At 54.5% G+C, this 23206-nt stretch carries 19 protein-coding genes; 12 read left to right on the forward strand and 7 right to left on the reverse strand.

What is annotated here, in order from left to right:
* Positions 1-97 precede the first annotated feature (97 nt).
* Genes WG219_05690 through WG219_05700 form a run of 3 tightly spaced genes read left to right on the forward strand, consistent with a single transcriptional unit; the run spans position 98 to position 3663 of the window.
* Positions 98-757 carry a paraquat-inducible protein A gene (locus WG219_05690; GenBank protein ID WXL26955.1) on the forward strand — a complete coding sequence of 220 codons (660 nt, stop codon included), beginning with the start codon at positions 98-100 and terminating at the stop codon, positions 755-757.
* Entirely contained in the window at positions 744-1367 is a 624-nt protein-coding gene (locus tag WG219_05695) for a paraquat-inducible protein A (GenBank protein ID WXL26956.1), read from the forward strand. The genes WG219_05690 and WG219_05695 overlap by 14 nt, the downstream gene beginning before the upstream one ends.
* Positions 1360-3663, forward strand: coding sequence for an MlaD family protein (locus tag WG219_05700; GenBank protein ID WXL26957.1), 2304 nt, complete (start codon positions 1360-1362; stop codon positions 3661-3663). Before WG219_05695 ends, WG219_05700 begins: the two co-directional genes overlap by 8 nt.
* Before the next feature lie 62 nt (positions 3664-3725).
* Here WG219_05700 and mksF read toward each other — a convergent pair whose 3' ends face one another.
* The 3 genes from mksF to mksB are packed head-to-tail and all read right to left on the reverse strand — an operon-like array spanning position 3726 to position 8490.
* Positions 3726-6554: an Mks condensin complex protein MksF gene (mksF, locus tag WG219_05705; GenBank protein WXL26958.1), complete on the reverse strand. Its 2829-nt coding sequence runs from the start codon at positions 6552-6554 to the stop codon at positions 3726-3728.
* A complete protein-coding gene (mksE, locus tag WG219_05710; GenBank protein ID WXL26959.1) occupies positions 6551-7243 on the reverse strand; it encodes an Mks condensin complex protein MksE in 693 nt (230 codons plus the stop codon). The genes mksF and mksE overlap by 4 nt, the downstream gene beginning before the upstream one ends.
* On the reverse strand, positions 7240-8490 hold the full coding sequence (gene mksB / locus WG219_05715) for an Mks condensin complex protein MksB (protein WXL27947.1): 1251 nt from the start codon (positions 8488-8490) through the stop codon (positions 7240-7242). The genes mksE and mksB overlap by 4 nt, the downstream gene beginning before the upstream one ends.
* Positions 8491-9183: 693 nt before the next feature.
* Here mksB and WG219_05720 point away from each other — a divergent pair.
* The 6 genes from WG219_05720 to WG219_05745 all read left to right on the forward strand — a co-directional run bounded on the left by WG219_05720 (position 9184) and on the right by WG219_05745 (position 14929).
* Complete coding sequence (locus WG219_05720; GenBank protein WXL26960.1) at positions 9184-10281, forward strand: carboxynorspermidine decarboxylase; 1098 nt, start codon at positions 9184-9186, stop codon at positions 10279-10281.
* Positions 10282-10308: 27 nt separating this feature from the next.
* A complete protein-coding gene (locus WG219_05725; protein WXL26961.1) occupies positions 10309-11553 on the forward strand; it encodes a saccharopine dehydrogenase family protein in 1245 nt (414 codons plus the stop codon).
* A 435-nt stretch (positions 11554-11988) separates the two neighbouring features.
* Positions 11989-12828 carry an energy transducer TonB gene (locus tag WG219_05730; GenBank protein WXL26962.1) on the forward strand — a complete coding sequence of 280 codons (840 nt, stop codon included), beginning with the start codon at positions 11989-11991 and terminating at the stop codon, positions 12826-12828.
* Positions 12825-13277, forward strand: coding sequence for a ribosomal protein S18-alanine N-acetyltransferase (gene rimI, locus WG219_05735; GenBank protein WXL26963.1), 453 nt, complete (start codon positions 12825-12827; stop codon positions 13275-13277). Before WG219_05730 ends, rimI begins: the two co-directional genes overlap by 4 nt.
* 88 nt (positions 13278-13365) lie before the next feature.
* Positions 13366-14001 (forward strand): carbonate dehydratase, encoded by a 636-nt coding sequence (can, locus tag WG219_05740; GenBank protein WXL26964.1) that lies wholly within the window; start codon positions 13366-13368, stop codon positions 13999-14001.
* Positions 14002-14017: 16 nt separating this feature from the next.
* The gene (locus WG219_05745; protein ID WXL26965.1) at positions 14018-14929 is read left to right on the forward strand and encodes a DMT family transporter; all 912 of its coding nucleotides are present in this window, start codon (positions 14018-14020) and stop codon (positions 14927-14929) included.
* Positions 14930-14973: 44 nt separating this feature from the next.
* On the opposite strand, the gene WG219_05750 is transcribed toward WG219_05745, so the two are convergent.
* Together WG219_05750 and WG219_05755 are read right to left on the reverse strand one after the other, a co-directional pair.
* Positions 14974-15543 (reverse strand): hypothetical protein, encoded by a 570-nt coding sequence (locus tag WG219_05750; protein WXL26966.1) that lies wholly within the window; start codon positions 15541-15543, stop codon positions 14974-14976.
* A 278-nt stretch (positions 15544-15821) separates the two neighbouring features.
* Complete coding sequence (locus WG219_05755) at positions 15822-16295, reverse strand: Lrp/AsnC family transcriptional regulator (protein ID WXL26967.1); 474 nt, start codon at positions 16293-16295, stop codon at positions 15822-15824.
* 260 nt (positions 16296-16555) lie between these two features.
* Here WG219_05755 and kynU point away from each other — a divergent pair, with 260 nt between their 5' ends.
* Together kynU and WG219_05765 are read left to right on the forward strand one after the other, a co-directional pair.
* Positions 16556-17806 carry a kynureninase gene (kynU, locus tag WG219_05760; GenBank protein ID WXL26968.1) on the forward strand — a complete coding sequence of 417 codons (1251 nt, stop codon included), beginning with the start codon at positions 16556-16558 and terminating at the stop codon, positions 17804-17806.
* A gap of 99 nt (positions 17807-17905) precedes the next feature.
* Entirely contained in the window at positions 17906-19294 is a 1389-nt protein-coding gene (locus WG219_05765) for an amino acid permease (protein ID WXL26969.1), read from the forward strand.
* Between the two features lie 523 nt (positions 19295-19817).
* On the opposite strand, the gene antB is transcribed toward WG219_05765, so the two are convergent.
* Positions 19818-20309, reverse strand: coding sequence for an anthranilate 1,2-dioxygenase small subunit (gene antB / locus WG219_05770; protein WXL26970.1), 492 nt, complete (start codon positions 20307-20309; stop codon positions 19818-19820).
* On the reverse strand, positions 20306-21700 hold the full coding sequence (gene antA, locus WG219_05775; GenBank protein WXL26971.1) for an anthranilate 1,2-dioxygenase large subunit: 1395 nt from the start codon (positions 21698-21700) through the stop codon (positions 20306-20308). Before antA ends, antB begins: the two co-directional genes overlap by 4 nt.
* 442 nt (positions 21701-22142) lie before the next feature.
* Between antA and WG219_05780 the strand changes: the two genes are divergently transcribed.
* A complete protein-coding gene (locus tag WG219_05780; GenBank protein WXL26972.1) occupies positions 22143-23153 on the forward strand; it encodes an AraC family transcriptional regulator in 1011 nt (336 codons plus the stop codon).
* Positions 23154-23206: the final 53 nt, after the last annotated feature.

Genomic DNA, 23206 nt, shown 5'->3' on the forward strand with positions numbered 1-23206 from the left:
AAATAGGACGTTTGTCTGCTGCTGTATTCAGTTACGACAGGTAATCTGGTCAGTGTGCAGCTATCATAAGGAGCACGCCGTCATTAGAGATTCTTCTATGGCTGATCAGGCAACACCTGAGCCTACTTCAGAGCTTAATCTCAACGAACTAATCGCCTGCCACGAATGTGACCTTTTGCTGCGTAAGCCGCCGTTTGAGGTGGGACAGCGAGTGGAATGTCCGCGCTGTGGTTTCGAGCTGTATACCCATCGTGTCCAGGTTATTAAACGCAGTTTGGCGTTGGTAATCGCTGCGCTTCTGCTGTACGTGCCTGCCAATTTTTTACCGATCATGCAGCTCAGTTTGTTGGGCCAATCTACTCAAGACACCATCTGGTCTGGTGTATTAGGCCTCTATGATAGTGGCATGCGTGAAATTGCGGCTTTGGTCTTCCTCTGCAGCATGGCTATCCCACTGCTTAAGCTGCTCTGTCAGTTTGCGGTGTTGCTAAGCATCCAGCTGGATTTCGGCCGCAGTTACGGACTTCTCTTTTATAGGATTTACCACCAGCTACGTGAGTGGGGGATGCTTGAGGTGTACCTCATGGGCATTTTGGTGGCTATTGTTAAGTTAGTGGATCTTGCAGAGCTAAGTATTGGTTTGGGGCTTGGCTGCTTCGTGGCGCTGTTGTTGGTGCAGATTTGGCTTGAAGTGACAATGTCGCCGCAGCAAATCTGGCAGGCATTGGCTGGGGAGGACTCGCATGCGAGCCATTGATGCAGGGCTGCTTATTTGCCATGAGTGTCACCAGCTTAACCGCCATGATCCTGAGGCGCACCCTCAGCTGTGTACTCGGTGCGGCGCTCATGTGCATGCGCGGCGCCCTAATAGCCTTGTGCGGACATGGGCGCTGCTCATCACCGCGGCTGTGCTGTACATACCAGCGAATCTGTTGCCGATCATGACGGTGAATTCACTGGGCAGTGGCCAGTCAGACACGATCATGTCAGGGGTGCTTGAGTTGGTGCACTTGGGGATGTTCCCTATTGCTGCCGTGGTCTTTATTGCCAGTATCTTGGTGCCTACGTTTAAGTTGGTAGGCATCGCGCTGTTGTTGTATTCGGTTCAGCGTCATCAACCGATGTCCGCACGGCAACGCATCCTTATGTACCGCTTTATCGAGTGGATTGGGCGTTGGTCGATGCTGGATATCTTTGTGATCGCTGTTTTGGTTGCCGTGGTTAATTTCGGCAGCCTCGCCAGTATCTTGCCCGGATACGGTGCAACAGCTTTTGCCAGCGTGGTGGTGCTCACTATGTTGGCTGCTCTTACGTTCGACCCTCGATTGATTTGGGATAACACGGAATTGGATGACCCGCATGAATGATCTACCCATGGCTAAAGCTCGTCCTGCATCAAGTTGGTCGGCTATCTGGATATTGCCGCTGATTGCACTGGCTATCGGTGGGTGGTTGGGCTGGAGGGCCTATAACGACGCGGGCATCATGATTGAGGTGACCTTTCCTACAGGGGAAGGGTTACAAGCAGGTAAGACCGAAGTCATCTACAAAGGGATGTCGGTGGGTAAAGTTGTTGAGCTTGAACTGGATGAAGATGGTAGTCGTCAGGGGGTTCGTGCCACGGTTGAAATGAGTAAGAGCAGTGAAACTCACTTACGTGAAAATACTCAGTTTTGGCTTGTCAAACCAAGGGTTTCACTCGCTGGTATCAGCGGTATTGAGACTTTGATGTCAGGTAACTACATTGCTGTAACTCCAGGTACTGGTGAGTCCAAGCGCAAGTTCACTGCACTGTCAGACGAGCCGCCATTAGCTGATACTGAGCCAGGTTTGCACCTCACACTGAAAGCTGAGCGGCTTGGATCTCTGAACCGTGACAGTCCTGTTTTCTACAAGCAAATACAAGTTGGCCGGGTGAAAAGCTACAGGTTGATGGATGACCATCAGCAGGTTGAAGTGAAAATCTTCATCCAGCCTGAGTACGCTTCCCTAGTTCGTAAACACACACGCTTCTGGAATGCCAGTGGCGTTACTGTGCAGGCGGGCCTGTCAGGCGTCAGCATACGTACGGAGTCGCTGGCCACCATCGTGGCCGGTGGTATTGCGTTTGCCACTCCTGATAACCGTAAGGACAGCCCGGCGACTGATCCTCAGTTCCCGTTCCGTTTATATGACGATTTTGAGGCTGCGCAGGCTGGGATTAAGGTTTCGCTCCAGTTGAGTGATTTTGATGGTCTGGAACCTGGACGCACTCCGGTGATGTACAAGGGTATACAGGTTGGTTTTATGAAAACCTTCAAGATCGACGATAACCTGACCAGTGCCCACGTTGAGTTGCTGCTTGACCCACGTACCGAGGATTACCTCATAGAGGGTACCGAGTTCTGGACCGTAAAACCGTCGATTTCTTTGGCCGGTATTACCGGTCTAGAAGCCCTTGTTAAAGGAAATTACATTGCCGTAAGGCCAGGAAAAAAAGGAGGCGCGGCCCGGCGTGAGTTTGTGGCACGTGCCAAGGCGCCACCGCTCGATCTTTCAGCGCCTGGAATGCACTTGGCTTTATATAGCGACAGTCGGGGTTCGCTGGAGGTAGGAAGCCCGATTTTGTTCCGACAAATCCGAGTCGGCTCAGTGCAGAGTGTTCAGCTTTCTCGTGATAATTCACAGGTGGCTTTCGGTGTTCATATCGAGCCTGAGTATGTGCACTTGATCAACATGAGTACCCGGTTCTGGAATACCAGTGGAATTACCCTCAAGGGTGGTTTATCGGGTGTTGAGGTCAAGGCTGAATCGCTGCAGACATTGTTGGCTGGAGGGATTTCTTTCGACACGCCAGATGCTAAGGCAGCGCCGATCACCAAGCGTGTACAACGTTTCAACCTGTATGAAAGCCAAGACAAAGCTCAGGAGAAGGGTACTGCAGTCACCATCCGCGTACCTGATGGTGACGGGCTTCGTCCTGGGACTGCGATCCGCTACAAAGGGCTTGATGTCGGTAAGGTGGACAAAGTCGAGTTCACCGATGATTTGCAGGCGGTATTGCTGCATGCCCGCATTACGCAGGCTGAGAAGCAGATCACCCAGGCAGGTACCCAGTTCTGGGTTGTTAAGCCTGAGGTGAGCCTGACCCGTGCTGCTAATCTCGGTACCTTAGTAACCGGACAGTATCTTGAGGTGCGCCCAGCTGCACGCCCAGGCCAGGTGCAGACTAAGTTTATTGCGCTGGCTGCGCCTCCAGCGGAGAACGTACGTGAAGAGGGGCTGCGTTTGGTGTTAAGCACTGAGCGTCGTGGTTCGATTAAGCCGGGTGTACTGGTCAGCTACCGGGAGATTCCGGTGGGTAAGGTCACCGGTTACGAACTCGGTCCTACTTCTGATCGTGTGCTGATTCATATCCTGATTGAGCCCCGTTATGCGCCTCTGGTGCGTTCTGGCAGCCGTTTCTGGAATGCCAGTGGCATCGGTGTGGATGCAGGGCTGTTTAAGGGCGTTAAGGTGCGCACTGAGTCCCTTGAAGCGCTGATCGAGGGCGGTATTGCCTTTGCTTCACCGGATAACCCAGATATGGGGGGGCCAGCACTGCCGGGCCAGACATTCGCATTACACGAGGATGTGAATGAGGAGTGGTTGAAGTGGGCACCAAAGATCAAGCTGGATCAGTAATGCCTGCATAACCAAACAGGGCCGCAATTGCGGCCCTGTTTGGTTTCAGCGGTAACACCGGATCAGGCAGGCTCTGCCTCAGCGGTTTGCTCCGGAGTGGTTACGTCGTCGCGACGGCGAATGTATTTCCAGTCCGCCTCGTCGATGTAGATGCCATTCGGGCCGCTGCCGCCTTCCAGGTCGATGGCGACGTGGGCAGAAACCTGCGGTTTCACCGAGGCCAGAATCGGCACGAAGCCCAACTGCAGGCTGGTTTCGATCAGCGCTTGCTGGTTCTTCTCGTCGATATCTGCTGCTTCGTCGAGGTAGTACGGCAGGCGCACTTTACCGGCTTGGTCGCGATCCATCAGGTGCAGCAACAGGTACATGTTGGTCAGCGCCTTGATGGTCATGGTGGTGCCGTTAGAGGCGGCGCCATCAATGTCGGTGTGGATAACCGGCTGACCGTGGACTTTGGTGATTTCGAAGGCCAGCTCGAACAGGTCTTTCAGGCCAAGCTGGTTATGGTTGGCGGCTACAAGGCGGGCCAGGTACTCCTTGGCTTCCTCGTTCTTGCTGTCCTGCTCGCTGCTCTGTTGCAGGTCGAACACAGAGAGGGTTTCGCCTTCTTCGTACTGACCGGCGCTGTGGATGATCTGGTCGATATGACGCAGGGCATCCTTGTTTGGCGCGAGGACGATACGGAAGCTTTCCAGGTTGGAAACCTGCCGTTTGTTGATCTCGCGGTTGAACAGGGCCAACTGGTGTTCCAGGTTGTCGTAGTCGCTGCGGATGTTGCGCAGGGTACGGGCAATGTCAGTGACCGCTGCACGGCGGGCCTTGGCCAGGGTCAGGGCTTCATCCTGACGGTGGGCATAGGCGTTGACCAGCAACTGCAGGCGGCGCTCGACGTCGTCTTCGCTGTCGAACTTGGCCACACCTTTCAGGCGGATCTGTGCGTAGAGCGCTTCGATCTGCCCGTCGATGCGTTGCAGGCCTTGCCATGAGTCTTGGTAGTCATTGAGCAGCGGCAGCAGGTTGTCGAGGCTGTCGTCGACCGGGTCCATATACGGCGTACCGAATGGCAGGTCTTGCGGCAGCAACTGGCGGCGGCGCAGGGCGTCTTCCAGTGTGCGTTCTTTGGCTTCCAGATCGGCCAGTTGGCGGCCCACCAGTTGCAGCTTGGCGGACAGCTGCTGAACGCGCTCGGTAAAGGCATCGGAGGAACGCTTGAGTTCGTCTTGAGCGGCTTCCAGCTCAGCCAGCTGCTCCAGTTTCGAGGGCTCTTCAGCGGTCAGGGTTTGCGATTTGCGGAAGTCTTCCAGCGCCTTCTGTGCATCCAGCACAGCCTGGTACAGCTGCTCGGCTTGGGCCTTGCTGGCGGCACGGTCGGCGGCGACGCTTTGCTGAGTCTTCAGCTGTTTCAGTTCGCGTTCCAGGCGGTCTTTCTGATCGCGCAGGGCGGCGCGGTCAGCTAGGGCTTGCAATGTCGGCGGTTCGATCTGCGAGAGATTGATGGACAGGCCGGGCACTTCAAATTGGTCGCCGTTGAAGCTGTCGAGAATCTGCTCCAGCGACTTAACCCAAGCGCCGTCTTCATCCATCTGGATACCTTTCTCGCCCAGTGGCAGGCTAAATAGCTGGCCGTTGAACAGGCGCATCAGGCGATCCACATCCTGCTGGCTGAACTCCTCACGCAGGCGCGAGTAGCTGTTGTTATCGGCGTGGTCGAGCTGCTGCTTGACCGACTTGAGGCGTTTTTCCAGATCGCGCAGACGCTCGTCGAGGTCTTCGGCAGAGAACTGGCGGGACTGAGCCAGTGCACCGGCGAGTTCGTCGTGGGCATCTTTGGCGGCGAGCAACTGGGCTTCGAGAACCTTAGCGTCCTCAACCAGCGCAAAGCGGTTTTTCAGCACAGCCAGTTCACCCAGCCAGCGCTGGATGTCGCTGATAGCCCGCTCCATGCGCATCAGTTCTTGGGTGCCGCCGCGCTGCTCGTTTTGCAGGCTGTCCTGTTCGTTGCGGTAGTGTTCGGCCTGAATCACCAGCTCTTCACGGCGGGCGCCGGCGTAGTCGTGCCAGGTGCCGAGCAGGGAGTCGAGCAGAGGTGACAGACGATGCAGCTTACCGCGCAGCAGATCACGCTGGGCAACGCCGGAGGACAGCGCCTCAATCAGCGGCCCGGCGGTAACCAGGGCTTGATAGTCCTGTTCCATGCGGCGCACGTCGCGGAAGGCTTCTTCGGTGGCGGCGATGTAGTCGACGCTGCCGGAGCGCAGGCTGTGTTCGAAGGCATCAAGGAACAACTGCTTGAGCTTAGCTGCCGTGATTTCGCGCATGTGCAGCAGGTTGATGAACAGGGCGCGGAAAGTCTTCAGGCTCTGTTCACTGGTGGAACGCAGCGGAATCAGGGTCAGGTCCAGGGGGATGCTGGTGTGACCGCCCACCAGCAGGCGGCGCAGTTCTTCGGGCTTCAGCTCGTAGGCTTTGATGCCTTCGCGCTCAAGGTTGTTGAACAGCTCGCGCTGACGCAGGCAGGTGCCGTTCTTCTGGTAGTGATCCAGATCCAGCGTGCCTTGGTAGGCGAAGAACTGGTGACCGAAACCGCCGCCGGGGCCGCGACCGGCTACTCCGATCACGTGAGGGCCGTGGGGCAGGGCGACTTCGACAAGGATGTAGCTGGTATCGCTGGCGAAGTAGAATTTGCGTGACTGTTCCAGGCTGTATTTGCCGAAGCTCATGTCGGACATGCGCGCCAGAATCGGGAATTGCAGTGCGTTGATCGAGGCGGATTTACCCAGGTTGTTGGCGCCGTACACCGACAACGGGTTTTCCAGCGGGAACAGGCCAAGGCTGTAACCGGCGGTGTTCAACAGGGCAAAACGGCGAATGCCAAAGCGTTCCTGGCTCATACATCATCCTCTTGGGCGGCACGTTCTTCGGCCATGGCGCGGGCCAGAGCGTCTTCTTCGGATTCATCCTCTGGCTCTTCCAGGCGGATGATCTCGTCTTCATCGTCTTCGGTTTGCAGTACAGGTGTCGGCAGCGGCAGGCTGCTGTGCAGGCTGGCGGCCAAGTCACGGTCTTGCTGCACGCTCAGGCACACATCAAGGAAACGGTGCATGGGGGCGAGGAAACGGTACACGCCGTTTTCTTCACCGGCAAAACCGAGCTGGGTCAGGCGGCGCATGACTTTTTCTTCCAGCTCGTCTTGGGTAGTGACTTCGGCCTGCAGGAACAAGTCGCGGTATTTCTCCAGCAGCGGAGGCAGTTCGTCGCGACCAAGGCTGCCGCCATCCAGTACAGACAGCGGGTCGCGCCCCTGATCGGCCAGGTGCTCCACCAGAATGAAGGTAAACAGGGCCAGACGCTGAGCGGTCTTGTTGACCTGAGCACCCATTTGTTCCGGGATGAAGTAATAAAAACCACGGCTGTCGCAGGTCAGTTCATAACCTAGGGCTTTGAACAGCGCTCGGTACTGGTCTTGAAAATTGGTCAGCTGGGTGTACAGCTCGGGGGTGTTACGGCTGATGTGATAGCCCTTGAACAACTCGCGGAAGATAGGGGCGAGGTGGGAGAGTTCTTTCAGGTCGATATTCATTGTGCGGTGTTCCCGGCCGGCTTGATCAGGGCGTATGAGCTCAGGCTGACCTGATGCTCGCGGGTTAGGTAGGTCTTGCGCTCAAGGCGGTCACGCTGGAAGCGGCCGTCGCGGGACAGGCGCGAGAACCAGTAGAGCAGCTCGTCGGTGGCGCCTTCCGGCTCCTGCTCCAGCAGCCAGGTCATCAGATCCGGCAATGGCAGGGCCTGTTCGCAACGTTCGATCATCTCCCGTGCGGTGCGTGGTGCCCTTGGCCCTGGCCCCTTGCGGCTGCCATGGGATTTGGGGAACTGCGCCGGTTTCGGCTCAAAGCGTGCCAAGGCGTAGACGTAAGCTTCAACTTGCGAGGCCGTGCCGAGGAAGGTGCTTTGCGGCCGGGTAAACAATGGCATGGCCGCTTGCGGTACGGCATCCAGGCCTTTTTTGCGGATCACCGACAGGGCCAGTGCGGCGCCACGGGTTACGGCGTTGTGCCGGCGCGCTTCTTCACGCAGCGGCAACAGCAGTTCGCGGGCGCGACGCAGGGTGAGCTGGGCGGTGGTCTGCATTTCCAGAATACGGGCGTGGGTGCGTAGCAGCAGGTCGTCGTCGACCAGTTGGCCGAGGCGCTGCTGTTCGCTGAGCAGACGCAGCAGAACGTGCTCAACGCGGTATACGCCTTGCTCGAAAGCTCCGTCGGCGGCCACCAGCTGGATCATCGGCTCGACGTATTCGTCCCAGGTGGCCAGCACTTCAGCGTAACGCTGACGCAGTGGAATCTGCCGGTCTGAAGTCTTGGCTCGCTCGGCTACAGCGATCAGCGCTTGCTCGTCGTTGTTGAGCTTTTTAAGGACGTCACGCACGCGCATGTCGAGCAGGCGCAGTTGCCGGGCCAGATCAGCCGGGTCACGCACTTCGAAGGCTTCGCGGATGTATTCAGCCAGACGTTCAAGGTGGCGCAGGTAGGCTTCGATCTCCAGGCACAGGCCCAAGCGGTGTTCACGCCGCAGGTAGGAGAGGAAATCGTGGATCTGCGCGTTCAGCTCGAACCGGTTCGGGCTCTTAGCGACCGGCACCAGAATATCCAGACGGATCCACTGGTCGAGCAGGCTGGTGATGTCGGTGGGCGTGCCATCCGGAAGCTGGGCATTCAGCTGGCTGCGCAATTCAATCAGGCTCAGTGTGCCTGTGTCGAAGTGCTCGCAGAGCGGCTCCAGTAACGTCCAGTGTTCGGCAAGGGCGCGCAAAACGCGCTTTGGCTCAATCATTGAATTGGCAGGTTCCAGGCCAGTTAAAGGGAGCGATTGTACTGCATGACGCGCAGCGTTTTTATGCTTGTGTGGATCGTCGATGAACAGCATCTCAATATAGGCATTGGGATGGTTGCTGTGAGTGATTGCATATAGTTGGTTGGTGCGCATGACGACGCGTGATGCTATTGGGTTTTATCCACCCTTGTTTACGAAGTGTTCTACTGGCCAGCGCTTGTATTTAGTGGGAGACAGCCGCCTCGAGATTAGGCGGCTCAGTCCGGAGCGTACCCTCGTTATCCGCCCAATTGGGAGGCACTAGCAACAGAATGAGTTACAGGGGCCACTTATCTCCGCTTATTTGGGATCACTGACAGAACAAACACTGATTGGGCTTCGACAAGTACAGTGTTGTTGAACTCTGAGTTCTGACCAGCGGTAAAGTGCTTAGGTCCGTCAGGTGGTATCTGTCTATCAAGTCGCGTACTTCGGGCGGTCGAATCATCTGGTCTGCTGTCATTCATTGTTCACTGTGCGTGCTCATTCTTGAGGCTAGATACTCTTGATTTTTAGCACGTAAGAGCCAGTTTTCGATGGGGAGGGCATTACCCCTTTCGATAATCGCCCAGCGTAGGCACAATTCGCCTCCATTTTTTTCAGAGGGGTCAGCTTGCTGATTCCTGTTTGCTTACTTTTTGCACGGGCACGCAGATGATCAAAACGCCGTACTACCTCATCGACAAACAGAAACTGCTGGTCAACCTGGAAAAGATCGCCTACGTGCGCGAGAACTCCGGGGCCAAGGCGCTGCTGGCGCTAAAGTGCTTTGCTACTTGGTCGGTATTTGACTTGATGCAGCAATACATGGACGGCACTACGTCGTCGTCGCTGTATGAACTCAAGCTCGGCCGTCAGAAGTTTGCCGGCGAGACTCACGCCTACAGCGTGGCTTGGGCTGATGATGAAATCGAAGAGATGGTCGAGAACTGCGACAAAATCATCTTCAACTCCATCGGCCAGCTGGAGCGTTTTGCCGACAAGACCGAAGGCAAAATTCGCGGCCTGCGCGTCAACCCGCAGGTGAGCAGCTCCGATTACCTGCTGGCTGATCCGGCGCGTCCGTTCAGCCGTCTGGGCGAGTGGGACCCGGCGAAGATTGAAGCGGTGATGGATAAGATCACCGGCTTCATGTTCCACAACAACTGTGAGAACAGCAGCTTTGAGCTGTTCGACAAGATGCTGACCACCATTGAGGAACGCTTCGGCCACCTGCTGGCCAAAGTGAACTGGGTCAGCCTCGGTGGCGGTATTCACTTCACCGGTGAGGGCTACCCGATTGATCAATTCTGCGCGCGCCTGAAAGCCTTCTCCGAGCGCTTTGGTGTGCAGGTGTATCTGGAGCCGGGCGAAGCGGCCATCACCCTCAGCTCATCGCTGGAAGTGACCGTCCTCGACACCCTGTACAACGGCAAGAATCTGGCTGTAGTCGACAGCTCCATCGAAGCACACATGCTCGATCTGCTGATCTACCGCCTCAACGCCAAGATGGAACCCTGCAACGGCGAGCACACTTACATGGTGTGCGGTAAGTCGTGCCTGGCGGGTGACATCTTCGGTGAGTACCAATTCGATCGTCCGCTGGCCATCGGCGATCGGCTGTCGTTTATCGACGCAGCAGGCTACACCATGGTCAAGAAAAACTGGTTCAACGGACTAAAAATGCCAGCCATTGCAGTGCGTCAACTCGACGGGAATGTCGAGCTGGTGCGGGAATTTGGCTTCGACGACTACCTGTCCAGCTTGTCCTGAGCTGGCAGATAAGGAGAGATAGAGAAATTGAAGAAGAACGTTCTTATCATTGGTGCAGGAGGTGTCGCCAAGGTGGTGGCCCACAAGTGTGCGCAACACAACGACGAACTCGGTCGTATCAGTATTGCGTCGCGCAACATCTCCAAATGCCAGGCCATCATCGACAGCGTAAAAGCCAAAGGCAGCCTTAAGCAGCCTGCGGAGATCAAGGCTTATGCCCTCAATGCGCTGGATATCGAAGCTACTAAGGCTTTGATCCGTGAGACTGAATCGCAGATCGTTATCAACGTCGGTTCAGCGTTCCTGAATATGTCCGTACTGCGTGCTTGCTTGGATACCGGCGCTGCGTACCTGGACACCGCTATCCATGAAGAGCCGGGCAAAATCTGTGAGACCCCGCCATGGTATGGCAACTACGAGTGGAAACACCTGCAAGAGTGTAAGGACAAAGGCTTGACGGCCATTCTTGGCGTCGGCTTTGATCCAGGTGTTGTAAACGCCTATGCCGCATTGGCCCAGCAGAAGTACTTCGACAGCATCGAGTCGATCGACATCCTCGACGTTAATGCTGGCAGCCATGGCAAATACTTCGCCACTAACTTCGACCCGGAAATCAACTTCCGTGAATTTACCGGCCAAGTCTGGAGCTGGCAAAACAGCCAGTGGACCAGCAACACAATGTTTGAAGTCAAACGTACCGACGATTTGCCGGTCGTTGGTGTACAGAATTTGTACCTGACAGGGCATGACGAAGTGCACTCCCTGTCGAAACACCTGAACGTGCCGAATGTGCGTTTCTGGATGAGCTTCGGTGAGCACTACATCAACGTGTTCACTGTGCTGAAAAACCTCGGCCTGCTCTCTGAGCAGCCAGTGAAAACCGCCGAAGGGCTGGAAGTGGTGCCGCTGAAAGTGGTGAAGGCTGTTCTGCCTGATCCGGCATCGCTGGCACCGGGTTACACCGGCAAAACCTGCATCGGTGATGTGGTTAAAGGCACTAAAGATGGTCAGCCTGCAGAGCTGTTTATCTACAACGTGGCGGACCACGAAGAAGCCTATGCTGAAACCGACAGCCAGGGCATCTCTTACACCGCAGGCGTTCCGCCAGTTGCAGCCGCGTTGCTGGTAGCCCGTGGTGATTGGGATGTGGCACACATGGCCAACGTTGAGCAACTGCCTGCCGAGCCGTTCCTCAAGCTGTTGGACGTGATGGGCCTGCCAACCCGGATCAAGGACGCCAATGGCGACCGTCCATGGGATCAGCCCGCCTGATCGGCCTGAGTTAATGTCACGTTCAATCGTGACGTAGACTTTCCAGCAACGCCCGCCACTTTGGCGGGCGTTGTCATTTTTGCGTGTGGCAAGTCGGGTGGGGCGGATGTTCGGTGTTACTCGTTAGAGGATAAGCAGAGTTTTATCCTCCCTACTGAACGACGAATCCCGTATGATTCGTAGCGTCAGCGTGTATTCCTAAATTGACGCCTTGGCGAAGGTGCCTCACGACTGTTATCCCGTCGCAACGCTTCCCGCACAGAGCATTTCACGCGACAATCAACGGCTATTGCCAATAGAGCTGAACCGGAGTTCCCGGAGCAGCACGAGAGCCTTCATGAGTCGTAACCACTGCCTCAATCTTGCTGAATATACTGCACACGGCTGTACCGCCGCTGTGCCGCGTATCAGCACACAGAACAAGGTGAGTAAGGTTTGATCAGCGAATTACGCCGCCGTGCTTACCTCAGCGCCATGCAGGTTGCCAGTTGGCTGCCGCGTGTGGAGCTGCCGTTTGCCGCGCCATCTCGCCCTGAACTGCTGCAACCAATGCCTGAGCCGCAAGCGCCGGTGGCTGATGAGCCGGTTGCTGACCCCGTTACCGCCAGTGCGTCTGCTGGTGCAGCCAACGACAGCCAGGCCAGCAGCGAAACCCCGCAAGGGCGCGCGTCGGTTATCGCTGAGGTGCGGGCCAAGATTGAACCGCCCAAGCCCGCTCCAGCGTTGCGCGAAGTGGCTGCTGAGCAGCCTGAAGAATCGCCTGCAAAAGTTGAGCGTGTCGCACCTGTTCCGCCACCGCGTTTCGCCCTGCAACTGATGCGCGTCGGCGCCTGTGCCGTGTTGGTTGAGTTGCCGACGGGCGAGCCGCTGCAAGGTCGCGATCCTGCCTTCCTGCTGCTTAAGGACATGCTCCGCGCTGCCGGATTACAAGACACCCCGAAGCCCATCGGCGAACCAGTGCGGTGGCCATTGCTGGCGCGTGGTCAGTTGGATCAGGGCCCACAAGCTGCGCTGGACTACGTGCAGACCTTCGTTACGGCGCGACTTGAAGAGCAAGAGCCCTGCGTCTGCCTGTGGCTGGTCGGTCTGCCTGCGATGCGCTTCTGTGGCGATGTAAATGAAGACCACTACAACCGTGAGTTGCAGATCGAAGGTCTGGGCGCTGCCTGGGCACTGCCGGGTCTGGAACTGCTGATGGAAGAACCTGAGCGTAAGCGCGAGCTGTGGCATGCCATGCAGCGTGTGCGTCAGCGCTGGATGAGCCAAACCGAATGAGTGATGCAATCAGTTTCCGCCCCATGACCGAGGCGGATCTAGACGCTGTACTGAAGATCGAATACGCCGCTTTCAGCCACCCGTGGACCCGAGGCATCTTCACTGACAGCCTCACCTCATACAGCTGCTGGGTGATGTTTGAAGGCAGTCAGCAAGTAGGTCACGGCGTGATTCAAGTGATTATGGATGAAGCTCATCTGCTCAACATCACGGTGAAAGTCGAAAGCCAGGGCCGCGGCTTGGGTTACAAGTTGCTTGAACACCTGATGAATGAAGCCAAAGCGCAAGGGGCTAAAGACTGCTTCCTTGAGGTTCGTGACAGCAATCAGACGGCCTACCGCTTGTATGAGCGCTATGGCTTTAACGAAGTCGGTCGTCGTCGCGGTTATTACCCTGCGGTCGGCGGCCGTGAAGATGCGCTGGTGATGGTCTGCCCGCTGTTTGATTGAGGTCTGCATGCAACATGCGCTGGCGGAAATATGCTTGTCAAAGCTCAGCGCTATTTCTATTGTGCCCAGCCCAAAAAGGAGCCGGATAATGAGCGATCTGCAACACCTGTTCGACAATAACGCACGCTGGGCTGAGTCGATCAAAGAGGAAGATCCTGACTTCTTCACCAAGCTCGCTCAACAGCAAGTCCCGGAGTATTTGTGGATTGGCTGTTCGGATGCCCGTGTTCCTGCGAATGAGATTGTCGGCCTGCTGCCGGGCGATTTATTCGTGCATCGCAACGTTGCTAACGTGGTGCTGCATACCGACCTGAACTGCCTGTCGGTCATTCAGTACGCGGTCGATGCGCTCAAGGTCAAACATATCCTCGTCACCGGTCATTACGGCTGCGGCGGCGTGCGCGCTTCGATGCAGAACAACCAGCTTGGTTTGATTGACGGCTGGCTGCGCAGCATTCGGGATCTGGCCTACGAGCACCGCGATCACTTAGCTACCTTTGCCACCGAAGAAGAGCGCGTTGATCGCCTCTGTGAGCTGAATGTCATCCAGCAGGTGGCTAATGTCAGCCACACCAGCATCGTCCAGAATGCTTGGCATCGTGGCCAGGATCTGTCGATACATGGCTGCATCTACGGGATCAAGGATGGCCGCTGGAAAAACCTCAATGTGACCGTCTCAGGGATCGAGCAACTCCCCGCGCAATACCGCCTATTGCCGCAATAAACGATCGAGACAATCCATGAATCATTCACGCTCGCTGGCGCTGGCGGGCCTGTTGGTCGCCATTCTGTGTTGGGCGGGTAACTCTCTGGTTGCCCGTGCCTTTGCTGCCGATATCCCGCCGCTGACATTGGCCTTTTGGCGTTGGGTGTTGGCATTCCTCCTGCTGTTTCCGTTTGTGGCATTGCCGGTGTGGAACAACCGTGAACATATCAAGAACGCAGGCTGGCGGTTGTTGGTTATCGCTGTACTGGGCATTACAGGTTACAACTCGTTTCTGTACAGCGCGGCGCATACCACTGCGGCGATCAATATCACCCTGGTTAACACCTGTATCCCGCTGATGACCTTTATTGCCGCTGGCTTGCTGCTCAAGGAATGGCCTGCTCGCCATGCCTGGCTGGGCATGGCGGTGGCGGTCGGCGGGCTGCTGGTGCTGATCAGTAAAGGCGATCCGCAGATGCTGTTGGGGCTGTCTTTCGCGCCGGGGGATCTGATTATGCTGATCGCCGTTGCAGACTGGGCCCTGTATTCAGTGCTGCTGCGGCGCTGGTCGACATTCTTTCAGCCGATACCGCCACTGGCGCTGCTGGGGGTGAGCATTGGTTTGGGGGTGGTGTGTCTGCTGCCGCTGTACCTCTATGAGTACAGCCAGGGCGCACGTTTGACGGTCACGTTGCCGAACCTCAGTGCTATTGCTTACACGGCAGTGTTTGCATCACTGGTGTCCTACTTGGCCTGGAACCATGGGGTGAAGGTGCTGGGGGCTGCAGCCGCCTCTATGACCAGCTACCTGATGCCTGTCTTCACTGCCATTCTCGGCTGGGTTCTGCTGAATGAGCATTTGCAGAGTTTCCATTGGATTGGTGGCGGTCTGATCTTTGGCGGCCTGCTGCTGGCAACGCGTAAGGTCGTTGATTCAGGTCGATAAACGAAAGTGCCTCCCAAAAGGAAGGCACTCACGGGTTTAAAGCATCAGAAGCCCGGTTGGGCGATGCATTCGCCGACCAGCACCAACTCGCCCCATTTCGGGTCAACCACGGTGTCGACATAGGCCAGAGGCATCACCGCAAAGGTGTCGCTCATTTCTTGTTTGCCGAGCACCATGCCGGTGACTTTCCAGATTTCCGCTTGTACAGGCAGGTGGTTCAGGTTTGGATTCAGGATCAGTGCAACCAACCCGCCGCGCTTCATCTGGCCCTGACGCACGCGTTCAGCTTTGTGTACCCGGTAGTTCACGGACATGTCTTCGGCGTTGGGATCAAGCCCCCACTGACGGGTCCAACCTGCGGCAAACTCCGCCACATCAGGCTGCACCAGAATCTCCTCTGCTTCGATTCCAGTAGCCAGGTGCATAAAGTCAAAATGCGTCCAGTTCACCTGCTGGCTGGAAGGAGGCGTGACCTTCCAGTTGCCATAGTGCGCAATCTTCTTCACCGAATTAAAAAACGGCGTGTCGATCTCCCTTAGCCAAGGGTTATAGCCACGGCTTTCGGCGTCAGCCCGAGGGGTGTAGGTAAGCAGCAACATTTTTTCGCTGAACATTCGTTTTATTCCTTATTGATATGCGAATGCAGTGGGATGCAGAAACAATGTTTCGCACGTGTGGCACTGGTATAAACCACGGAGCCTAGTGTGCGCAGATAGTGCTAGAGCAAGAGTTGGGCCAGATGTGGTGGTATGCCTAACCCTTTTGTTAAAAGGGGGTTTGGGTGAATAGCGCTTGTGATGAGGTTCAAAAAACAATAAGGCGTTGCAATATGAAAGTATCAACTTGGTGCGATAGCGCTTGTGGCTATTACTGAGGCTAGCCCCCTCGACTTTCAGCGCCTGTCGAAGAGCTCAAGTGAACCATCACTGTCTTTTATCGTTTGAAGGATGATTTCAGAGCGGATATCCGTGATGCCGCGGGCATGGTTAAGGCTATTTACAATGAAATCAGAGAAGTGTTTCAGATTACGGGCTTTCACCCACAGCACGTAATTGCTATGGCCGGTCACTACACTGGCTTTGGTTACTTCTGGCCAGTTGCTGACTTGCTCTACGAACCGCTCATGCCAGTCAGTATCAATTTTTCCCATCGAAACGTGAACCAAGGCCTCGAGCCCTATGCCCAGTAACTCAGCATTCAAAACCGGGCGGTACGCCAGTATGAAATTTTGCTCTTCGAGCAGTCGAAGTCTACGCAGGCAAGCCGATGGAGAGAGGGCGACCTTTTCTGCAAGCTCTTGGTTAGTGATGCGAGCGTTGCGTTGGAGGTAAAGCAATATGCGTAAGTCGATGGTGTCTAGTTGCATTCGAAGAAAATTCCAATAATTAAGTATTTATTTGAACTATCTGTTAGTTCTTGGTGAATAGTCTTTTATTTAGCACGAAAATTCATTTGATCTTCGTTCATCATTCTTTCGGGTAGAGATTGTCTTTTCCACCAGTTACGTGCTGTGAACTGTTCGGCAAGGACAGGCTGAATTTTCCCTCTACATAATTTCAGATGCCAATTTGGAAATGACTGTGTGGCAAGTACCACTCAGTATCCCTATGCATGAAAGGATTAATCATGAGTACACGAGAGCAGTGTCTTGAGCTTGATGCCCAAGATCCCTTGGCCTCACTGCGTAACGAATTTTCTTTACCTGAGAAATTGATATACCTAGACGGTAATTCTCTTGGCGTTTGTCCGAACGCTGCTTTGGAACGGGTCCATCAAGTTGTAAAAGTTGAATGGGCAGAAGGGTTGGTGACTAGCTGGAACAGTGCTGGCTGGAGGGCATTACCAGAGCGGTTGGGTAATCGCCTGGCGAGTCTGATTGGGGCCGGTGAGAATGAAGTCGTTATCACAGATACGACCTCCACTAATCTCTACAAGGTTCTCGTAGCAGCCTTGCGTGTACAAGCCCAACGGGCACCTGAACGTAAAGTGATCCTTACAGAAAGAAATAACTTTCCTACGGATATATATATTGCCGAGGGGCTTGCCGAGCTGTTGGATCAAGGATACAGCGTACGTTTGGTAGATAGTCCTGATGAGTTACAGCGCGCTGTAGGTGATGACACTGCCGTAGTGATGATCACACAAGTCAATTACAAAACAGGCTATTTGCACAATATGTCTGAGTTGACTCGTCTGTGCCATGAGAAGGGCGCTCTGACCATTTGGGATTTGTGTCATTCGGTAGGTGCGCTCCCCATTGATTTGAAAGCAGCTGGGGCTGATTACGCTATCGGCTGCACATATAAGTACCTCAACGGTGGTCCTGGTGCTCCAGCATTTGTCTGGGTTTCACCTGCGCTCAGGGATATGACTTGGCAACCCCTTTCCGGTTGGTGGGGGCATGCGCGGCAATTTCAGATGGAGTCACATTACGAGCCGGCTCCGGGCATCTCTCGGTATCTCTGCGGCACGCAACCGATGATCTCGATGGCAATGGTTGAGTGTGGTCTGGATGTATTTCACAAGACCAGCATGCAAGCTCTTCGTGAGAAGTCTCTGGCTCTAACTGATCTCTTTATTAAGCAGGTTGAGGCCCGTTGCTCATCACATCCACTGACGTTGATAACACCGCGTGAGCATATTTATCGCGGCAGCCACGTGAGTTTTGAACACCCACATGGTTATTCCGTTATTCAGGCTTTGATAGAGCGCGGTGTGGTCGGTGACTACCGCGAGCCACACATCATGCGCTTTGGCTTCACGCCTCTTTATAGCCGTTTTGTTGATGCTTGGGATGCTGCAGAAATCCTTGGGCAGGTTCTTGATTCGGGTCTATGGCGAGACGAGCGTTTTATGACTCGTAAACAGGTGACCTGAGTGCCTTAAGAGCGGGTTGAATGCGTGTCCCGCTCTCATTCATCGTGCGCAGTTAATTGACGATGCCCATTACAACGACAAGATTCATGAGGCATGACAATGCAAAATAATAAGGACTTTACCGCTATCACGGCGCGTGAACAGGGACTCAAACGGCATTTGACGTCCGCCCAGATGAGTATGATTGCTATCGGTGGCGCTATTGGCACCGGCCTTTTTATGGGCAGTAGTTACGCCATAGGCTTTGCGGGCCCCGGTGTGCTGCTCAGCTATGCAATCGGAGCACTCATCGCCATGCTGCTGATGGGGTGTTTGGCTGAAATGACCATCGCTCATCCGACTTCGGGCTCATTTGGGGCATATGCGGAATTTTATATAAGCCCCTTGGCCGGTTTTCTGGTTCGCTATGCGTACTGGGCGGCTATCGTTTTGGCCATAGGCACCGAAGTTACAGCGATATCTCTTTACATGAAGTACTGGTTTCCTCAGGTGGCTGGTTGGGTTTGGATTCTGCTCTTCTCTTCTTTGCTTATCGCTACGAACGCCATTAGTGTGAAGGCTTTCGGGCACTTTGAGTATGTCTTTTCTGCCGTGAAAATTGGCGCCATTCTGGGGTTTATTATTCTCGGAAGTTGGCTGGTTTTTGGGGCGGATAATCCAGCGTATGGGTTCCACAACTACACGGAACATGGTGGTTTGTTTCCCCATGGATTGTCCGGGGTGTGGATTGCCTTAATTATTGCCCTGTTTAGTTACTTCAGCATTGAAATGATCGCAGTAGCTGCTGGGGAAGCTGAGGATCCTGAAAATGCTGTAAGAAAAGCTTTTCGCGTGACGATGGTACGTTTGCTGTTTTTTTACCTTCTGACATTGATGCTTATTCTTGCCATGATTCCTTGGAACTTAGTTGGTGCTGGCGGTGAAAGTCCCTTTGTTAGGGCGATGCAGCAAGTTGGTATACCTGGCGCCTCGGGAGTGATCAACTTTGTTGTCTTAGTGGCGGCCTTGTCAGCCATGAACAGCCAGCTCTATACCACAACTCGGATGATGTTCAGCCTTTCGCGGGCAGGGCATGCGCCCCGCATGGTGGGGCGACTGAGCCGCTCTGGCGTACCTTTAAACGCATTAGCGTTATCCTGTACGGGTGTGGTTCTGGCGATGCTCATCAGCCTGATGTTTCCCGAGCAATCCTTCATGTTGATGATGTCGATCTCGATTTTCGGGTGCTTATTCGCATGGATGATGATCTTTTTGACTCACTATCGTTTTCGAAGACATCACCAACGTAATGGATTGCCATTGAAGTTTCGTATGTGGGGGTATCCTTGGGGGACATTGTTCGGCCTAGCAATGATTGTGGCGATTCTGTTGGCGACAGTGTTTACACCAGATTTCCGAATGACAATGGTGTTTGGCGTCCCATTTATGTTGTTGTTGGTTCTGGCATATAAGTTTCTTGTTAAACCTTTGCGAGTTGTTGGGGGGTAATTCGAGGTGGGTGTTAACTGATATTTCTAATATAATTCTTTAGGGGGTATAGGTGGTGGTTAGCCGGTTGTTTTGACTGGCTAGCCATTTTTTATTTCTGAAGGTTGATTTTTTATACGATTGATTGATTTTAATAAGCTGGTGCTGGACTTTAGCTATTCGTCGAGGCAGGGCTAAGCTTTCTAATAAGATCGGTTGGTCGTTCGGGAAAGTTTTCGGTCGGAGCGAGGCGCTGTTTTTGATTTTAAAGTAAGCTTGTGAGTTACGGTTGGCGCATTCAAGGTAAGTGAGTGGCGTGCTGTGATTGTGTGGTTATAATTTTATTTTTCTTATATTTGTAGATTTTTTCTAGCGACACTTGCAGCTTTTTTCTATCGAGTTTGTTACCCATGTTGAACAATATTTTAATATCGCTAAGTTGTATAGATAGGGCGCAATGCGTGGCTGTCAGTCCAGATTTGACATGAATAAGACAGATGGTCTGGGTTAACCCGGCGCCGTGGATAGGGCCGGGTTGCGTCGATTACACGTGGTAAAAGTCCAGCACCGAATTAATAGTGTCGTTCAGCAGGACGATATGCTTGCGGGTGATTTTCCAGTGTCCGTCTATAGGGCGCAGGTGGTACGTGGCATAGCCAAAAAAGGTATCTGCCTGGCCCATCCGGTAGTAAAGCGTTTGCCAGTACACCTTGGCTTCCAGCTGCCCGTCGCTGCGTTCACTCAGGCGGACATTGCTGATCTGGTGTAGCGTGCGTGGCATCGGGATGGTCGATGCGGCTTTGCCGGTACGGATACGGAACACGCGATCTTCAAGGCCGGAGCGATTGCTGTAGTAGATCAGTGACATGCCGCGACGTGGGTCGGTGGTGTACTCGTGCTCTGAGTCCCATTGCGGCAGGTGAAACTCACACTGCTCGTCGAACAGATCCAGATACTCATCCCAGTTCTGTGCATCGCACAGCTCAGCTTTGCGGTAGAGGAACTGTTCAATTTCGTACTGAAGTTGCGCATTCATGCCTGCACCTCCTTGAGTTTCAGAGCCTTGGCTTGCAGGCCTTCAAGCAGGAAGCGCTGCCAGTTTTCATGCTGATTGACGTACAGGCCTTCGTGGGTAAATTCGGTGCCGGTCATGACCGGTGAGATACCGAGCACCTGGCTGTTGGGCGTTGCGCCACTGACCCACTTTTCGCTGCCACGGGAAATATCACTCCAGCGTTCAAGTCGTCCCTGAAAGCCGCGCTGTGCTTCACGGAATTCCACCAGGTCGTCGGGCGTACCCATGCCGGAGACGTTGAAGAAGTCCTCGAACTGACGGATACGGCTTTCACGATCCCCATCCGATTCGCCTTTGACGCCGATGCACTGACTGATGATCTCGGTTTTGTTCCACGCCAGCGGGCGTACGATGCGCAGCTGAGAGCTGATCTGGTCCATAAAGAACAGGCTGGGATAGATGTTCAGGTTGCGCAGACGGTGCATCATCCACTCCGCCTTAGCTTGACCGAACTCTTCGGTCAGGCGCGGCATTACCGTGGCATATCCGGGCCGTACAGTGGGGTTGGGCATATCACTGAACAGCACGCTGTGGCCGTTATTGAAGGAGAACCAGCCATCGTCGGTATTGGCGTCGCCCGCCCCGAGTTTGCTGTAGTCCAGCGTGGCACTTGCGCCGCCAGTGGAGGCGTTGATGTGCTGGCGGTGCTGCACAGTGGCCACGTAGTTGTAGTGCACGGTGCTGACGTGATAACCGTCGAGGCCGTTCTCGTTTTGCAGCTTCCAGTTGCCGTCGTAGGTATAGGTGGATTTGCCCGGCAGGACTTCCAGCTCACCGGTGGGCGACTGGGCCACGATCATGTCGAAGAAAACTCTGGCATCGCCGAGGAAGTCTTCCAGCGTGTCCGTCGCTTGATTATCCAAACTGATGAAGACAAACCCCTTGTAGCTGTCGATGCGGGCTTTTTTCAGGCCGTGGGCCGATTTATCGAATGTTTCTGGGTATTCACTCGGCGCCTTCACTTTCAGTAAGCGTCCGTCGTTTTTATAACACCACGCATGAAAAGGGCAGGTGAACATCGACTGGTTGCCTTTGCTTAGTCGCGTCAGTGTGGTGCCTCGATGTTGGCAAGCATTTATCAGGGCGTGCAGGTCACCGTTGGCATCGCGGGTGACGATCATGGGCTGGCGACCGGCGCGCAGCGTAATGAAGTCGTTGGTATTTGGGATTTCGCTCTCATGGCAGGCGTAAATCCAGTTCTTTTCAAAGATCAGTTCCATCTCCAGATCAAATAGATCCGGTTCGGTGAACATGTCTCTGGCAATGCGATACACACCGTCTTCTGGGCGGAAATCCAGGCAGCCACTGATGTAGTCATGCCACTGATCATTACTTTTATTTGTCGTACTCATGACAGCTCCACGTAGGCCAGTTCAGGGTACCCAGCATTAGATGCACCGGCTGAGACTCGGGCTATCCCGAAAGTGGGCGAACTCGCGCCGCTTTTTTTGTGAGGGTAGGTAACGTTTGAGGGGGATTTGAGCGGCTCGGTAACAGCAAGGGCGTGTGCTGACATTTGTTGCTGGTGCAGTGCTATCCACTTATTAAGAGCTTTTTGTCCGAAAATTCTGGCTGCTTTGATCTTTGCTGTTCATTGTCGCGCTATAAGTAATCCAGTAACTCGGAAACTGGGCTGTCTGTCTCTAGCGGATTCATTACCGCTTGTAGCAAGGAAGTCAGGTATTTAGCGGGTTTGAGCGGTGTTCGCGTCTTCTTGCCAAATGGCATGGCGATTGCTGATCCAGTTCAAAAGGCGCCATCAGAGCGCGTAGATAATTCCTTGAGAACCGTGCGATGAGAGTCAAAAACACTTCCCGTTTTCGGGATATTTCTGCTGATCGCTATGACCTTGCCGGTGCGCGATCGTGGATGTCTGATATTTGCGGTCCCCACCGGCTGGATGCTTCACGGCCGGAGCGTATTCAGTTTCATCACTTAGCCAGTGTCCTACCTACCACAGAAACCACGTTGGGCTATGTGGAGTACGGTACGGATGTGCGTATCGGTATTGGTGATGAGTCCCTGCTTAATTGCTACAGCCTCAGCTTGCCGCTGTGTGGTGAACAGGCTCTGAGCAAATCCGGGCAAATGCTGGTTTCAGATCCTGACAAAGGCGTGATCGTTTCTCCGCATGAGGTGCAGTCTCTGGAGATTGCAGGCAACTGCCGCAAGCTGCAGGTCGTCATTCCAAACAGTGCTGTTCAGCGTACGTTGGAGCAACTGCTGCAGCGTCGCCCGGACACCCCGTTGTCCTTCGAACCTGTGATGGATGCGGTTTCCGGTGCAACAGCTTCATGGTGGCGGATGGCTCGCTACATGCTTGATGAGCTGGAGTGGAGTCGAGATTTATATGGGCAGCCGTTCTTTGCCCGTGACATGGAAGCGGTGTTGATTAAGGGCTTATTGCTGGCGCAGTCCCATAATTACTCCGCAGAGCTGCATCAGCGCATGCAGGTCCGCTTGCCTCACTATCTGGAGCGGGCGCGCGAGTTTATTCAGGCCAATGCCCGTGAAGAAGTGTGTCTGGAGGATATCGAGCGTGCGGCAGGCGTTACCCGCTTTAAGTTGTTTGAGGGCTTTCGCAAGTATCTGGGGAAATCACCCATGGCCTACCTCAAGCAGTACCGTCTAGACGCTGTACACCGCGAGCTGCTTGAGGATGGCAGTTTGCGCAATATCTCAGTGATCGCCATGGATTGGGGGTTCAATCACTTGGGCCGTTTCTCCAGCGATTACCGCAAACGGTTCAATGAAACGCCAAGCGCTACGGCTGCCCGTGCATCGGCGCGACGGGCAGTGTACTGAGATGCATGGAGGGGCTAGCAGAGGTTTTTAAACGCCATTACGACTAAACGGAT

It is taken from the genome of Pseudomonas mendocina, assembly GCA_037482215.1.
Taxonomy (GTDB): domain Bacteria; phylum Pseudomonadota; class Gammaproteobacteria; order Pseudomonadales; family Pseudomonadaceae; genus Aquipseudomonas; species Aquipseudomonas mendocina_E.

Excerpts from the sequence above, each read along its gene's own strand:
- WG219_05720 (WXL26960.1), top strand. The coding sequence starts at position 9,184 with ATGATCAAAACGCCGTACTACCTCATCGACAAACAGAAACTGCTGGTC.
- kynU (WXL26968.1), top strand. The coding sequence starts at position 16,556 with ATGAGTACACGAGAGCAGTGTCTTGAGCTTGATGCCCAAGATCCCTTG.
- WG219_05690 (WXL26955.1), top strand. The coding sequence starts at position 98 with ATGGCTGATCAGGCAACACCTGAGCCTACTTCAGAGCTTAATCTCAAC.
- mksE (WXL26959.1), bottom strand. The coding sequence starts at position 7,243 with ATGAATATCGACCTGAAAGAACTCTCCCACCTCGCCCCTATCTTCCGC.
- WG219_05695 (WXL26956.1), top strand. The coding sequence starts at position 744 with ATGCGAGCCATTGATGCAGGGCTGCTTATTTGCCATGAGTGTCACCAG.
- WG219_05780 (WXL26972.1), top strand. The coding sequence starts at position 22,143 with ATGAGAGTCAAAAACACTTCCCGTTTTCGGGATATTTCTGCTGATCGC.
- WG219_05755 (WXL26967.1), bottom strand. The coding sequence starts at position 16,295 with ATGCAACTAGACACCATCGACTTACGCATATTGCTTTACCTCCAACGC.
- antB (WXL26970.1), bottom strand. The coding sequence starts at position 20,309 with ATGAATGCGCAACTTCAGTACGAAATTGAACAGTTCCTCTACCGCAAA.
- mksF (WXL26958.1), bottom strand. The coding sequence starts at position 6,554 with ATGAGCCAGGAACGCTTTGGCATTCGCCGTTTTGCCCTGTTGAACACC.
- WG219_05745 (WXL26965.1), top strand. The coding sequence starts at position 14,018 with ATGAATCATTCACGCTCGCTGGCGCTGGCGGGCCTGTTGGTCGCCATT.
- rimI (WXL26963.1), top strand. The coding sequence starts at position 12,825 with ATGAGTGATGCAATCAGTTTCCGCCCCATGACCGAGGCGGATCTAGAC.
- WG219_05765 (WXL26969.1), top strand. The coding sequence starts at position 17,906 with ATGCAAAATAATAAGGACTTTACCGCTATCACGGCGCGTGAACAGGGA.
- antA (WXL26971.1), bottom strand. The coding sequence starts at position 21,700 with ATGAGTACGACAAATAAAAGTAATGATCAGTGGCATGACTACATCAGT.
- WG219_05750 (WXL26966.1), bottom strand. The coding sequence starts at position 15,543 with ATGTTCAGCGAAAAAATGTTGCTGCTTACCTACACCCCTCGGGCTGAC.
- mksB (WXL27947.1), bottom strand. The coding sequence starts at position 8,490 with ATGATTGAGCCAAAGCGCGTTTTGCGCGCCCTTGCCGAACACTGGACG.
- WG219_05700 (WXL26957.1), top strand. The coding sequence starts at position 1,360 with ATGAATGATCTACCCATGGCTAAAGCTCGTCCTGCATCAAGTTGGTCG.
- can (WXL26964.1), top strand. The coding sequence starts at position 13,366 with ATGAGCGATCTGCAACACCTGTTCGACAATAACGCACGCTGGGCTGAG.